Genomic DNA, 12628 nt, shown 5'->3' with positions numbered 1-12628 from the left:
ATGTTTGACACGATCCTGATCGCCAACCGGGGCGAGATCGCCTGCCGGGTGATCGCCACGGCCAAGCGGATGGGCCTGCGCAGCGTCGCGGTGCATTCGGACGTCGATGCCGGCGCGCGGCACGTCGCGCTGGCGGACATGGCCGTGGGCATCGGTGGAACGGCGCCGGCGGACAGTTACCTTCGGGCCGAACGGATCATCGAGGCGGCACTGGCGACCGGCGCCGGGGCGATCCATCCGGGCTATGGCTTCCTGTCCGAGAACCCCGATTTCGTCGCGGCGGTGGAGGCGGCGGGGCTGGTCTTTGTCGGCCCCTCGGCGCAGGCGATCCGGGCCATGGGGCTCAAGGACGCGGCCAAACGGCTGATGGCCGAAGCCGGCGTGCCGGTGGTGCCGGGCTACATGGGCGATGATCAGGACGCCGGGCGGCTGGCGGCGGAGGCCGAAAAGATCGGCTTCCCTGTGCTGATCAAGGCGGTGGCGGGCGGCGGCGGCAAGGGCATGCGGCTGGTGGAGCGCGGGGGCGATTTCGCCGCGGCGTTGAAAAGCTGCAGGGCCGAGGCGCAGGGCGCCTTCGGCAACGATGCGGTGCTGATCGAGAAGTTCATCGAACAGCCACGCCATATCGAGATCCAGGTCTTCGGCGACGGCTCCGACGCCGTACACCTTTTCGAACGCGACTGTTCCCTGCAGCGCCGCCACCAGAAGGTGATCGAAGAAGCCCCCGCGCCCGGCATGACGCCCGAGATGCGCGCGGCTATGGGCGACGCGGCGGTGCGCGCGGCGAAGGCCATCGGCTATGCCGGGGCCGGAACGGTCGAGTTCATCGTCGACGGGGCGGGCGGGCTGCGGCCCGACGGTTTCTGGTTCATGGAGATGAACACGCGGCTGCAGGTCGAACACCCGGTGACCGAGGCCATCACCGGCGTCGATCTGGTGGAATGGCAGCTGCGCGTCGCCGCCGGAGAGCCTCTGCCCGCAAAGCAGGAGGACCTGTCGATCACTGGCCACGCCTTCGAGGCGCGGCTTTACGCCGAGGACGTGCCCGCGGGCTTCCTGCCTGCCACCGGACGGTTGGCGCATCTGGCCTTCCCGCCGGGCGTGCGCGCCGACAGCGGCGTGATCTCGGGGGACATCATCAGCCCCCATTACGACCCGATGATCGCCAAGCTGATCACCCATGGCCCGACCCGCGCCATCGCCCTGCGGCAGTTGTCGCGCGGCCTGCGCGGCACCGAGGTCGCGGGAACAGTGACCAACCTCGCGTTTCTCGGGGCGCTGGCGGATCACGCGGGTTTTGCTGCCGGAGAGGTCGATACCGGGCTGATCGCGCGGGATATCGACTTGCTCACGAAGGTGCCGGCTCCGCATCCGCGCATGGTGGCGCAGGCGGCTCTGGTGGCCGCCGGGCTGGACGTGGCGGCGGGCGAGGCTGTGGGTTTCGTGCTTTGGCAGCCGCTGGTGCGCAGCGTCGTGCTGCGGCACGGCGGCGAAGAGATCGCGGTCGAGCTGCGCGTGGCCTCGGACGACCGCTGCGAGATCGCGGTGCCGGGTGCGACGGTGCTGGCCGAGCGCCAAGGCGGGCGCTGGCGGTTCGACGGCGTGCCCGGCGCGACGGTGCATCGCGAAGCCGCGCAGGTCACGGTGTTCGACGCCTATGGCATGGCATTCGACATCGTCGATCCGCTGGCGCGGGCGGCGGGCGCAGGGGCCGGGGCTGCGCTGATCGAGGCGCCGATGCCGGGGCTGGTGCGGCAGGTGCTGGCGGTGCCGGGGCAGGCGGTCGCGGCGGGCGACACGCTCGCCGTGCTCGAGGCGATGAAGATGGAACACGCGCTCCTGGCCAGCCGCGACGGCACGGTGGCCGAGGTGCTTGTGGCGGAGGGCGCGCAGGTCGAGGCGGGGGCGGCGCTGATCCGTCTGGAAGACGAGGAAGAGGACGCGGCATGACCTTTCGCCTGCATCATGTGCAATACGGCCGGTCCTTCCGGGTGCTCTGGCTGATCGAGGAGATCGGGCTCGAGAAGCTGTTGGGTCCGCTCGATATCGTCGAGTACCGCATCGGCAGCGCCGAGATGCGCGAGGGCGCGTTGCCGCGCGTTTCTCCGGCAGTGCGCATTCCGGCGCTCGAAATCGGCGACCTCGCGATGAGCGAAAGCGGCGCCATCGTCGCATACCTCTGCGAGACCTACGCGCCGGAGCTTGGACGCGCGGTGGGCGATCCGGAGCGGCCCGCCTGGCTGCAGTGGGTGCATTACGCCGAAACCATGGCCTCGCTTATCGAGAACCTGAACCTGCAGATGGTCTTCCTGCGCCCGCCCGCAACGCCGTCTCCGGTGGTGGTCAAGCTGACCGTCGCGCGGCTGAAGGGCACGCTGGCGGGGATGGAGGCGCGGATGGGCGATCATGACTGGCTGCTGCCGGGCGGGTTTTCCGGCGCCGACGTGATGATGGGGTTCAACCTCTTCGCGGTGCCTTACTACGTGAAGCTCGATCCCTTTCCCAAGCTGCGGGCCTACAAGGCGCGCATGGAGGCACGGCCCGCCTACAAGGCCTGCGTGGCGCGGGAAGGTCCGCAGCGGTTCTACGACCGCGACTTCTACCCCGTGCCGGATGCGGGCCACGCATGACGGAGCGCGTCGAAATCTTCGAGGTCGGGCCGCGGGACGGGTTGCAGAACGAAAAGCGCCCCATCCCCGTGGCCGACAAGATCGCGCTGGTGGACTGCCTCAGCGGCGCCGGGTTCCGGCGGATCGAGGTGGCCTCTTTCGTGAGCCCCAAGTGGGTCCCGCAGATGGCCGGCAGCGCCGAGGTGCTGGCCGGGATCGCGCGCCGTCCGGGCGTTTCTTACGCGGCTTTGACCCCGAACATGCGCGGCTTCGAGGCGGCGCTGGCGGCGCGGGCGGACGAGGTGGCGATCTTCGGATCCGCCTCCGAAGGCTTCAGCCGCGCCAATATCAACGCCAGCATCGCCGACAGCCTGGAGCGGTTCGCGCCGGTGGCCGAGTCGGCGCGGGCCGCTGGTGTTCCGCTGCGCGGCTACGTCTCCTGCGTGGTGGAATGCCCCTATGACGGCGCGACCGATCCGAGAGAGGTTGCGCGGGTCGTGGCGGCGCTGCGCGACATGGGATGTTACGAGGTGTCACTGGGCGACACGATCGGGCGCGGGCGGCCCGAGGCGGTGGATGCGATGCTGGCCGCTGTGCTGGACGAGATGCCGGCGGACCGGCTGGCGGGGCATTTCCACGATACCGCGGGCCGGGCGCTGGCGAATGTCGACGTGGCGCTGGCCCGCGGGCTGCGGGTCTTCGATGCCGCGGTGGGAGGCTTGGGCGGCTGTCCCTACGCGCCCGGAGCGGCGGGCAACGTGGCGACCGAGGCGGTGATGGCGCATGTGGAACGTGCGGGCTACGCGACCGGGCTCGACCGCGACGTGCTGGCACGGGCGGCCGGGATGGCGCGGGACATGCGCAGCGAGAGGTGAAAACCTCTTTGGGAAGAGGTTTTCCAAGACCCTTCTGAAGGGTCTTGGGCGCGAGGGAGGACGCGATGAGTGACACGATCCGTGTGGATAAGGACAAACGCGGCGTTGCGACGCTGTGGCTGGCGCGGGCGGAGAAGCACAACGCGCTGTCGGCCGAGATGATGACCGCTCTCGAGGCGGCGGCCCGGGCGCTGGCAGAGGATCGGGAAGTGCGCGTCGTGGTGCTCGCCGCCGAGGGTCCGACCTTCTGCGCCGGGGGCGACCTCGCCTGGATGAAGGCGCAGCGCACCATGGATGCCGCCACCCGCAAGGCCGAGAGCGCGCGCATCGCGGCGGTGCTGGGCGCGTTGGCCGCGCTGCCGCAGCCGATGATCGGGCGGGTGCAGGGCAATGCCTTCGGCGGCGGGGTGGGGCTGGCGTCGGTCTGCGACGTGGTGATCGGGGCTGATAGCCTCAAGATGGGCCTGACCGAGACGCGGCTGGGGCTGATCCCCGCCAATATCGGCCCCTATGTCATCGCCCGCATGGGCGTGTCCCGCGCGCGGCAGGTTTTCATGTCGGCGCGCATCTTCGGCGCCGAGGAGGCGGTGCGCCTGGGCCTGCTGACCCGCGCCGTGCCGGCGGAGGACCTGGATGCCGCGGTCGAGGCCGAGGTCGCGCCCTACATGGCCTGCGCGCCGGGAGCCGTGGCCGAGGCCAAGGCGCTGCTGCGCGCGCTGGGCGGCGAGGTGAGCAAGGCCCAGGTCGACCTGGCCATCGAGGCGCTGGCCTCCCGCTGGGAGAGCGCCGAGGCCGAAGAGGGGATCGACGCCTTCTTCGAAAAGCGCGCGCCCGGCTGGGCGGTCTGAACCCGGCCCGCCGTCCTCCGCGACTCGCTCCCGGGCGCGGCGGATCGAAGCGCCCTCTGAGGTGCCATTTCAGCGCCTTTTACACAATGGCGCGGAATCGTTGCATAATCGCGCGTCGATGCGCCCGGCGGGGCGGTCTTTTCTGGCCTTGCAGCCGCCCGGCGTCGGTTGACCCCACCGGTGTGCGGGGATAAGTCAGAGAAAACAGCCTTCCCAGCGATTGTGGCCGGTTCCCGGACCGGACACCTGAAAAGGAGCCTCCTCGTGGAAGAGATGCTGAGGGAATACCTCCCCATACTCGTGTTCCTCGCCATCGCCATCGGCCTTGGCCTGGTGCTGATCCTCGCCGCGGTGGTGCTTGCCGTGCGCAATCCCGACCCCGAGAAGGTCAGCGCCTACGAATGCGGCTTCAACGCCTTCGACGATGCGCGGATGAAGTTTGATGTGCGGTTCTACCTCGTATCGATCCTGTTCATCATCTTCGACCTCGAGATCGCGTTCCTGTTTCCCTGGGCGGTGGCGTTCAAGGATGTCAGCATGGTCGGCTTCTGGTCGATGATGGTCTTCCTTGCGGTGCTCACCATCGGCTTTGCCTATGAATGGAAGAAGGGAGCTCTCGAATGGGAGTGAGCGACGACAAGACCCTGGTGACAGAGGTGCAGGGCGACGGAACCCAGTCGCCCCGGATCAAGTCGCGCCCGTCGGTCGCGGCGCCCTATGGTGCGAATACCGCCGGTCCCGACCGCGAAGTGGCGACGCAGAACCTGAATGCGGAGCTTTCGGACAAGGGGTTCCTGCTGACCTCGACCGAGGACATCATCAACTGGGCGCGCACCGGGTCGCTGCACTGGATGACCTTCGGCCTCGCATGTTGCGCGGTCGAGATGATGCACACTTCGATGCCGCGCTATGACGCCGAACGCTTCGGCGTGGCGCCGCGCGCCTCTCCGCGCCAGTCGGACCTGATGATCGTGGCCGGCACGCTGACCAACAAGATGGCCCCGGCGCTGCGAAAGGTCTACGACCAGATGCCGGAACCGCGCTACGTGATCTCGATGGGGTCCTGCGCCAACGGCGGCGGGTATTACCACTACAGCTACAGCGTCGTGCGCGGCTGCGACCGGATCGTGCCGGTGGACGTCTACGTGCCCGGCTGCCCGCCGACGGCCGAGGCGCTGCTCTATGGCATCCTTGCGCTGCAGCGCAAGATCAGACGCACGGGGACCCTGACGCGATGACCCAGGCACTCAAGGAACTTGGCGGCCACATCGAGCTCAAGCGCACCGATTGCGTGCTGGGCTGGGACGTGACCCATGACGAGCTCAACATTAATGTCGCGCCGTCGAACCTGCGCGGCTTTGTCGACTTCCTCAAGACCGACTCCACCTGCCGCTTCTCATCCCTGGTGGACATCACCGCCGTGGATTATCCGCAGCGGCCCAAGCGGTTCGACGTGGTCTATCACTTCCTGTCGATGTACCAGAACCACCGCATCCGTTTGCGGGTGGGCGTGCGCGAGGACGAGATGGTGCCGTCGATCACCTCGGTGCATCCGTCCGCCAACTGGTTCGAGCGCGAGGTGTTCGACATGTTCGGTATCCTCTTCTCGGGCCATCCGGACCTGCGCCGCATCCTCACCGACTACGGCTTTCGCGGCCACCCGCTGCGCAAGGATTTCCCGACCACGGGCTATACCGAGGTGCGCTACGACGAAGAGCAGAAGCGCGTCGTCTACGAACCGGTGAGCCTCGTGCAGGAATACCGCCAGTTCGACTTCATGTCTCCTTGGGAAGGTGCGGAATACGTGCTGCCCGGAGATGAGAAGAAGCAAGGGGCCAAGTAATGGGCGGCCTCTGGTGGGTGATCCTGTCGGCCCTGACGGCCATCCCGATGCTGAAGCTGCTGCCCTTCTTCGGCATCAACAAGTACTGGGCGATCGCCTGCCTCGTGCCCTTCGGCACCATCGCGCTGCTGTGGTGGATGGGCGTCAAGCTGCAGGAATTGGAGAAACTGTGATGGGTTTCGATACCTTAGGCTCTTTCTGGGCGCTCCTTGTCGGTTTCACGGCCCTGGGCGGGACGTTCGCCCTTTGGCTGAAGGCAGCCGCAGGCCGGACAGCGGCGGTCGCAACTGTACGGACGGACACCCGACCTTTCACGAACGGCCCGCTGGGCCATCCTCATTCGGGAGACTTCTAAGATGGACGGCTCCAAACCGCTGACCAAGGGCTTTGCCGACGCCGAGACCGGCGAGCAGAAGATCCGCAACTTCAACATCAACTTCGGCCCGCAGCATCCTGCGGCGCACGGGGTGCTGCGGCTGGTGCTGGAGCTTGACGGCGAGATCGTGGACCGTTGCGATCCGCATATCGGCCTGCTGCACCGCGGCACCGAAAAGCTGATGGAAAGCCGGACCTACCTGCAGAACCTGCCGTATTTCGACCGGCTCGACTACGTGGCGCCGATGAACCAGGAACACGCCTGGTGCCTTGCCATCGAAAAGCTGACCGGCGTCGAGGTGCCGCGCCGCGCCTCGCTGATCCGGGTGCTGTATTCCGAGATCGGGCGCATCCTGAACCACCTGCTGAACGTGACCACGCAGGCCATGGACGTGGGCGCGCTGACGCCCCCGCTCTGGGGCTTCGAGGAACGCGAGAAGCTGATGATCTTCTACGAAAGGGCCTGTGGCGCGCGCCTGCACGCGGCCTATTTCCGGCCCGGCGGCGTGCATCAGGACCTGCCGGCGGACCTGATCGACGATATCGACGCCTGGGCGGATGAATTCCCGGCCGTGATGGACGACATCGACGGACTGCTGACCGAGAACCGCATCTTCAAGCAGCGCAACGCCGATATCGGCGTGGTGACCGAGCAGGAGGCGCTCGACTGGGGCTTTTCCGGCGTGATGGTGCGCGGGTCGGGCATGGCCTGGGACCTGCGCCGCGCGCAGCCTTATGAATGCTACGACGAATTCGACTTCCAGATCCCCGTGGGCAAGAACGGCGATTGCTACGACCGCTATCTTGTCCGGATGGAAGAGATGCGGCAGAGCCTGCGCATCATCAAGCAGGCCATTGTAAAGCTCAAGGAACCCGAAGGGCAGGGCGACGTGCTGGCCCGGGGCAAGATCACCCCGCCGCCGCGCGGTGAGATGAAGACCTCGATGGAGGCGCTCATCCACCACTTCAAGCTGTACACCGAAGGCTTTCACGTGCCCGAAGGCGAGGTCTATGCCGCCGTCGAAGCGCCGAAGGGCGAGTTTGGCGTCTACCTCGTCGCCGATGGCAGCAACCGGCCCTACCGCGCCAAACTGCGCGCGCCGGGATACCTGCACCTGCAGGCGATGGATCACGTCGCCAGCGGACACCAACTGGCGGATGTGGCCGCCATCATCGGCACGATGGATGTCGTTTTTGGAGAGATCGACAGATGACCCGTTTTCTGACTGCGCCGCTGGCCCTTGCCGCCCTGACGTATCTGGGTGCCTGCGCCCTGCCGCCCGAGGGTGTCGAGGCGCCGCAACTGGCCGGGTTCGATGCCGCCGTGGCGTCGATCGGCTGCGACCTCGTGTCGGAATCCGATTACATCCCCGTGGAGTTGCAGACCGGCCTGACCCGCGCGCAGGTCCAGGAAACCGCCGCGTACAAGCTGGCGCAGGGCCAGGGCGTGTCGCTGTCGAACGGCGGCTTCCGCTCGACCGTCGGCGCCTGCGCCCCGGCAGAGCCGGCACCGGCGGCCGAAGCGGCCACCGCCGCCTGACCCCGCGCCGCCAAGACCTTTTACCGTCGAGACCTTGAAGGACCCGAGACGATGTTGCGCAGATTGCATCACGACCAGCCGGAAAGCTTTGCCTTCACCCCCGCCAACCAGGCCTGGGCCGAGGCGCAGATCACCAAGTACCCCGCCGGGCGACAGGCCAGCGCCATCATCCCGCTTCTGTGGCGCGCGCAGGAGCAGGAGGGCTGGCTGACCCGACCGGCGATCGAGTCGGTCGCCGACATGCTGGACATGGCCTATATGCGGGCGCTCGAAGTGGCGTCCTTCTACTTCATGTTCCAGCTGCAACCGGTTGGCAGCGTGGCGAATATCCAGATTTGCGGTACCACGTCCTGCATGATCTGCGGCGCCGAGGATCTGGTCGCCGTCTGCAAGGACAAGATCGCCGCCAAGCCCCACACGCTCAGCGCCGACGGCAAGTTCTCGTGGGAAGAGGTCGAATGCCTCGGCTCCTGCGCCAACGCGCCGATGGCACAGATCGGCAAGGATTACTACGAGGACCTGACAACCGAGCGTCTGGCCGAGATCATCGACGAACTGGCTGCCGGCAAGGTGCCCACGCCCGGACCGCAGAACGGCCGTTATGCGTCGGAGCCGAAATCGGGGCTCACCAGCCTGACCGAGTATTCCGACGACCGTCTGCCGCAGAACGCCAGCGTCGCGCTGGCCACCGAGATCGGCGATACGGTCAAACGCATCGACGGCAACGAGGTGCCGCTGGTGACGCCATGGCAGGATCGGTCGGACAAGAAGGGCGATGCCAAGCCCGGCCGCGGGCCCGAGGTGGCTGCGGATCATCCCGTCGACGACACGGGCATCGACAAGCGCGAGGCGCCGGTCAAGAACAAGGCCCGCCCCGACACCGGAGCACCCGCCGCCGATGCCGAAGCCGCCAGCGGCACCGGGAATTCGGGCGAAAAGCCCGAGACGCTGGACGCCCCGCGCGACGGCGGCGCGGACGACCTCAAGATGATCAAGGGCGTCGGTCCGAAGCTGGAAAAGCTGTTGCACAAGCTGGGGTTCTTCCACTTCGACCAGATCGCCGGCTGGAGCGCTGCGGAACTGGCCTGGGTCGACGACAACCTCGAAGGCTTCAAGGGCCGCGCGACCCGCGACGACTGGGTCGGGCAGGCGAAAGTTCTGGCATCCGGGGGCGAGACGGAGTTTGCTGGACGTGTTAAAAAGGGTGACGTCTACGATATGTGACCCAGAAAGAGACACGGACAGGGAGTGAAGAGATGAGTGACGCCAAGAACGGTATGAGCTGCGCGATGGGCTGTTGGGCCCTCGCGGCAGGGGTCGGTTTGCTGACGGTGATCCTGCTGCTGGTTTTGGGGGACCATCGCTTTATCGCGGCGCTGTTCCTGGGCGGGGTGGCCTTTGCCGTGATCGGCGGCCTGTCCAGCTGGATCTTCTGCCGCGAGTTGCCCGGACCGGTGACCGGTCCGAATGCCGAAGGCGCCACGAAGCTGACCGGCGCGCCCGATACGACCGCGAAACCGGCGGCGGCTGCACCGTCTCCGTCGTCGAGCGCGGCCCCGGCGAGCAAGGCCTCCGACGCAAAACCTGCCGTTGCCACGGCCTCCGCGTCGACGGATGCCGAAGCCGGCGCGGCGGTCAAGCCGTCGAAAGCGCTGCCGGGCGAACAGGACCTCGATGCGCGCAAGGGCAGCTGGAAATACGAGAGCGGCGCGAAGGCGGCGGCCCCGGCGGCGTCGGCGGCAGACGGTCCCGGCACCAAGCCGATGACCTACGATGCCCCGCCCGCATCCGGCGCCGACGACCTGAAAAAGATCAAGGGCATCGGCCCGAAACTTGAAAACCTGTGCAACAGCCTAGGGTTCTACACGTTCGATCAGATCGCGAGCTGGAGCGCCGAAGAGGTCGCCTGGGTCGACCAGAACCTCGAAGGTTTCAAGGGCCGGGTCAGCCGTGACGAATGGGTGAGCCAGGCCAAGCAGCTTGCGTCGGGGCAGGAGACGGAGTTCTCCAAGCGCGTCGACAAGGGCGGCGTCTACGACTGAGGAGGGCCGCGTGCCGGATCGCAAGGACCACATCGCACGGCAGGGGCGCACCATCGCCCTGCTGATCGCCGGGGTCGGTGTCTTGTGGATCGCGGCCACGGCCCTTGGCGGGGCGCTGGACTGGACCCAGCGCACCCGCGCCCTGTTCGACCTGGCGGCGCTTGCCGGGTTCGGGCTGGCGATATGGATGATTTATGGGCTCTGGCGCGACAGCCAGAAGGACAAGGACTGACAGATGCTGAAGGATCAGGACCGGATCTTTACCAACCTCTACGGGATGCACGACCGCACGCTCAAGGGCGCGCAGGCGCGCGGCCACTGGGACGGCACCAAGGGCATCCTGGCCAAGGGGCGCGACTGGATCGTCGACCAGATGAAACAGTCCGGCCTGCGCGGGCGCGGCGGAGCGGGCTTCCCCACCGGGCTCAAGTGGTCCTTCATGCCCAAGGAAAGCGATGGCCGTCCGGCCTACCTGGTGGTGAATGCGGATGAATCCGAGCCGGGCACCTGCAAGGACCGCGAGATCATGCGCCACGATCCGCACACGCTGATCGAAGGCTGCCTGATCGCCAGTTTCGCCATGCAGGCCAACGCCTGCTACATCTACATCCGCGGCGAATACATCCGCGAGAAAGAGGCGCTGCAGATCGCCATCGACGAGGCCTATGACGCGGGCCTGATCGGCAAGGACGCCTGCGGGTCGGGTTATGACTTCGACCTCTACCTGGCGCACGGCGCCGGCGCCTACATCTGCGGCGAGGAAACCGCGCTGCTCGAGTCGCTCGAGGGCAAGAAGGGCATGCCGCGGATGAAACCGCCGTTCCCGGCGGGCGCGGGGCTTTACGGTTGCCCGACCACCGTGAACAACGTGGAATCCATCGCCGTGGTGCCGACCATCCTGCGGCGCGGGCCGGAATGGTTCTCGAGCTTCGGGCGCCAGAACAACGCCGGCACGAAGCTGTTCGCCGTCTCGGGCCACGTGAATAACCCCTGTGTCGTCGAAGAGGCCATGTCGATCACCTTCGAAGAGCTGATCGAGACCCATTGCGGCGGCATTCGGGGCGGCTGGGACAACCTCAAGGCGGTGATCCCCGGCGGGTCTTCGGTGCCCTGCATCCGCGGCGAGAACATGCGCGAGGCGATCATGGATTTCGATTACCTGCGCGAGCAGCGCAGTGGTCTGGGCACCGCTGCGGTGATCGTGATGGACAAGGACACCGACATCATCAAGGCGATCTGGCGGCTGTCGAAGTTCTACAAGCATGAAAGCTGCGGCCAGTGTACGCCCTGCCGCGAAGGCACCGGCTGGATGATGCGGGTCATGGACCGCCTGGTGAAGGGCGATGCCGAGGTCGAGGAGATCGACATGCTGCTCGACGTCACCAAGCAGGTCGAGGGCCACACCATCTGCGCGCTCGGCGACGCGGCGGCCTGGCCGATCCAGGGCCTGATCCGCAACTTCCGCGACGAGATCGAGGACCGGATCAAGCACAAGCGCACCGGCCGCGTCTCGGCGGCCGTGGCGGCGGAGTAGGGACCATGGCGCGCTGCCCGGCGGGGCTGCTGGCGCTGGTGGTCATGGGGTCGGTGCTGTCACTGCCCGCGGCGGCCCAGGACCTGACGATGAAGGTGGACCGGGACGAGGCGCAGAACGGCGCCTACGCGGTCCGCATCGAAGTGCGCCGCATCGCGGGCCGCGACATGCGTGAGGCCGATCTGCCGCGGGCGGAACGCGAGGCGCAGGGCTTTGCCTGCCGGCGCGGAGACGCTTTCGACGCGCTGGCGGGGTCCGAGATCCGCGACGGCGCGGCGGTGGTCACTGTGAATTGCCGTGTTGGCGGCTGAAGAGGATCGACACGCGGCCTCGGGGCCGCGGTTTGGGAATGCGGGACAGAGATGGACGCTTACACCTCGATCGGCGATGCGGGCCTCCGGCCCGACAGCTGCCCGGCCTGCGGAGAGACGCCCTATCCGGACCGCGCGGCCTGCAAGCAATGCGGATACGAGGGCCTGCCCTCGGCCCGCAGCAGGGTTGATACCTTCTTCGCCCGGCCGGTGGTGTTCTGGGGCACGCTTGTTATTCTGGCCGCGATCCCGGTCGTGGCCACTCTGGTTTACGCCTTGTCTTTGTAGTCGCGGAGGAAATGCGATGCGTCTTGTGATCCTGATGACCTGTCTCGGCCTGGCTGCCGCGGGATGTTCGCGCGACGCGACCCGCGTGGCCTTCGACGGCGTCTATTACCGGGCCAATGCCAAGGCGGCGCGGTCCGACCGCAAGAATTTCGTCGCGACGGTGCGCGGGGTGTCCAGGGGCATCGAGGGCGCGAAATCGGCGGCGGAATACGAGGGCATCAAGCATTGCATCCGCTTTTACGGCACCAGCGACATCGCTTGGGCGGTGGGGCCCGAGACGCCCAACACCGCGCTGCCGCTGAACGGCGACACGCTGAGCTTTTCAGGCACCTGCGTCGAGTGACGGAATTTCGCCGCATATCA

At 67.2% G+C, this 12628-nt stretch carries 17 protein-coding genes; all 17 read left to right on the top strand.

Features of this window, described 5'->3' with window-relative positions; all coding sequences use genetic code 11:
- The 17 genes from DU478_RS16345 (at position 1) to DU478_RS16265 (ending at position 12608) form a co-directional block, all read left to right on the top strand.
- The gene (locus DU478_RS16345; RefSeq protein WP_114512045.1) at positions 1-1950 is read left to right on the top strand and encodes an acetyl/propionyl/methylcrotonyl-CoA carboxylase subunit alpha; all 1950 of its coding nucleotides are present in this window, start codon (positions 1-3) and stop codon (positions 1948-1950) included.
- Positions 1947-2630, top strand: a complete 684-nt coding sequence (locus tag DU478_RS16340; protein WP_114512044.1) for a glutathione S-transferase family protein — start codon at positions 1947-1949, stop codon at positions 2628-2630. Before DU478_RS16345 ends, DU478_RS16340 begins: the two co-directional genes overlap by 4 nt.
- Positions 2627-3484 carry a hydroxymethylglutaryl-CoA lyase gene (locus DU478_RS16335; RefSeq protein ID WP_114512043.1) on the top strand — a complete coding sequence of 286 codons (858 nt, stop codon included), beginning with the start codon at positions 2627-2629 and terminating at the stop codon, positions 3482-3484. The genes DU478_RS16340 and DU478_RS16335 overlap by 4 nt, the downstream gene beginning before the upstream one ends.
- Before the next feature lie 65 nt (positions 3485-3549).
- Positions 3550-4332, top strand: coding sequence for a crotonase/enoyl-CoA hydratase family protein (locus DU478_RS16330; protein ID WP_114512042.1), 783 nt, complete (start codon positions 3550-3552; stop codon positions 4330-4332).
- Between the two features lie 264 nt (positions 4333-4596).
- On the top strand, positions 4597-4962 hold the full coding sequence (locus DU478_RS16325) for an NADH-quinone oxidoreductase subunit A (protein ID WP_114512041.1): 366 nt from the start codon (positions 4597-4599) through the stop codon (positions 4960-4962).
- The gene (locus DU478_RS16320) at positions 4953-5570 is read left to right on the top strand and encodes a NuoB/complex I 20 kDa subunit family protein (protein WP_233501362.1); all 618 of its coding nucleotides are present in this window, start codon (positions 4953-4955) and stop codon (positions 5568-5570) included. The genes DU478_RS16325 and DU478_RS16320 overlap by 10 nt, the downstream gene beginning before the upstream one ends.
- Positions 5567-6175 (top strand): NADH-quinone oxidoreductase subunit C, encoded by a 609-nt coding sequence (locus DU478_RS16315; RefSeq protein WP_114512040.1) that lies wholly within the window; start codon positions 5567-5569, stop codon positions 6173-6175. The genes DU478_RS16320 and DU478_RS16315 overlap by 4 nt, the downstream gene beginning before the upstream one ends.
- Positions 6175-6348: a hypothetical protein gene (locus tag DU478_RS23165; RefSeq protein ID WP_199488360.1), complete on the top strand. Its 174-nt coding sequence runs from the start codon at positions 6175-6177 to the stop codon at positions 6346-6348. The genes DU478_RS16315 and DU478_RS23165 overlap by 1 nt, the downstream gene beginning before the upstream one ends.
- A 183-nt stretch (positions 6349-6531) precedes the next feature.
- Positions 6532-7764, top strand: a complete 1233-nt coding sequence (locus DU478_RS16305) for an NADH-quinone oxidoreductase subunit D (RefSeq protein WP_114512038.1) — start codon at positions 6532-6534, stop codon at positions 7762-7764.
- Positions 7761-8090: a hypothetical protein gene (locus tag DU478_RS16300; protein ID WP_114512037.1), complete on the top strand. Its 330-nt coding sequence runs from the start codon at positions 7761-7763 to the stop codon at positions 8088-8090. Before DU478_RS16305 ends, DU478_RS16300 begins: the two co-directional genes overlap by 4 nt.
- Positions 8091-8141: 51 nt before the next feature.
- Entirely contained in the window at positions 8142-9314 is a 1173-nt protein-coding gene (locus tag DU478_RS16295; protein WP_114512036.1) for an NADH-quinone oxidoreductase subunit E, read from the top strand.
- 32 nt (positions 9315-9346) lie between these two features.
- Complete coding sequence (locus tag DU478_RS16290; RefSeq protein WP_114512035.1) at positions 9347-10132, top strand: endonuclease; 786 nt, start codon at positions 9347-9349, stop codon at positions 10130-10132.
- Positions 10133-10142: 10 nt separating this feature from the next.
- Positions 10143-10364, top strand: coding sequence for a DUF5337 domain-containing protein (locus DU478_RS16285; RefSeq protein WP_114512034.1), 222 nt, complete (start codon positions 10143-10145; stop codon positions 10362-10364).
- Positions 10365-10367: 3 nt separating this feature from the next.
- Positions 10368-11666 carry an NADH-quinone oxidoreductase subunit NuoF gene (gene nuoF, locus DU478_RS16280; RefSeq protein ID WP_114512033.1) on the top strand — a complete coding sequence of 433 codons (1299 nt, stop codon included), beginning with the start codon at positions 10368-10370 and terminating at the stop codon, positions 11664-11666.
- 5 nt (positions 11667-11671) lie between these two features.
- Entirely contained in the window at positions 11672-11977 is a 306-nt protein-coding gene (locus DU478_RS16275) for a hypothetical protein (RefSeq protein WP_114512032.1), read from the top strand.
- Positions 11978-12028: 51 nt separating this feature from the next.
- Entirely contained in the window at positions 12029-12265 is a 237-nt protein-coding gene (locus tag DU478_RS16270; protein WP_114512031.1) for a hypothetical protein, read from the top strand.
- Between the two features lie 16 nt (positions 12266-12281).
- On the top strand, positions 12282-12608 hold the full coding sequence (locus tag DU478_RS16265; RefSeq protein WP_114512030.1) for a hypothetical protein: 327 nt from the start codon (positions 12282-12284) through the stop codon (positions 12606-12608).
- Positions 12609-12628: the final 20 nt, after the last annotated feature.

It is taken from the genome of Thalassococcus profundi, from assembly GCF_003344785.1.
Classification (GTDB): domain Bacteria; phylum Pseudomonadota; class Alphaproteobacteria; order Rhodobacterales; family Rhodobacteraceae; genus Puniceibacterium; species Puniceibacterium profundi.
Note: the sequence above shows the minus strand (reverse complement) of the source record. Positions and strands in the feature narration are given on the sequence as shown.

Bases quoted from the DNA above. Each gene is read 5' to 3' on its own strand.
- DU478_RS16315 (WP_114512040.1), top strand. From the start codon at position 5,567: ATGACCCAGGCACTCAAGGAACTTGGCGGCCACATCGAGCTCAAGCGC.
- DU478_RS16345 (WP_114512045.1), top strand. From the start codon at position 1: ATGTTTGACACGATCCTGATCGCCAACCGGGGCGAGATCGCCTGCCGG.
- DU478_RS16300 (WP_114512037.1), top strand. From the start codon at position 7,761: ATGACCCGTTTTCTGACTGCGCCGCTGGCCCTTGCCGCCCTGACGTAT.
- nuoF (WP_114512033.1), top strand. From the start codon at position 10,368: ATGCTGAAGGATCAGGACCGGATCTTTACCAACCTCTACGGGATGCAC.
- DU478_RS16305 (WP_114512038.1), top strand. From the start codon at position 6,532: ATGGACGGCTCCAAACCGCTGACCAAGGGCTTTGCCGACGCCGAGACC.
- DU478_RS16340 (WP_114512044.1), top strand. From the start codon at position 1,947: ATGACCTTTCGCCTGCATCATGTGCAATACGGCCGGTCCTTCCGGGTG.
- DU478_RS16335 (WP_114512043.1), top strand. From the start codon at position 2,627: ATGACGGAGCGCGTCGAAATCTTCGAGGTCGGGCCGCGGGACGGGTTG.
- DU478_RS16320 (WP_233501362.1), top strand. From the start codon at position 4,953: ATGGGAGTGAGCGACGACAAGACCCTGGTGACAGAGGTGCAGGGCGAC.
- DU478_RS16295 (WP_114512036.1), top strand. From the start codon at position 8,142: ATGTTGCGCAGATTGCATCACGACCAGCCGGAAAGCTTTGCCTTCACC.
- DU478_RS16290 (WP_114512035.1), top strand. From the start codon at position 9,347: ATGAGTGACGCCAAGAACGGTATGAGCTGCGCGATGGGCTGTTGGGCC.
- DU478_RS16270 (WP_114512031.1), top strand. From the start codon at position 12,029: ATGGACGCTTACACCTCGATCGGCGATGCGGGCCTCCGGCCCGACAGC.
- DU478_RS23165 (WP_199488360.1), top strand. From the start codon at position 6,175: ATGGGCGGCCTCTGGTGGGTGATCCTGTCGGCCCTGACGGCCATCCCG.
- DU478_RS16265 (WP_114512030.1), top strand. From the start codon at position 12,282: ATGCGTCTTGTGATCCTGATGACCTGTCTCGGCCTGGCTGCCGCGGGA.
- DU478_RS16330 (WP_114512042.1), top strand. From the start codon at position 3,550: ATGAGTGACACGATCCGTGTGGATAAGGACAAACGCGGCGTTGCGACG.
- DU478_RS16275 (WP_114512032.1), top strand. From the start codon at position 11,672: ATGGCGCGCTGCCCGGCGGGGCTGCTGGCGCTGGTGGTCATGGGGTCG.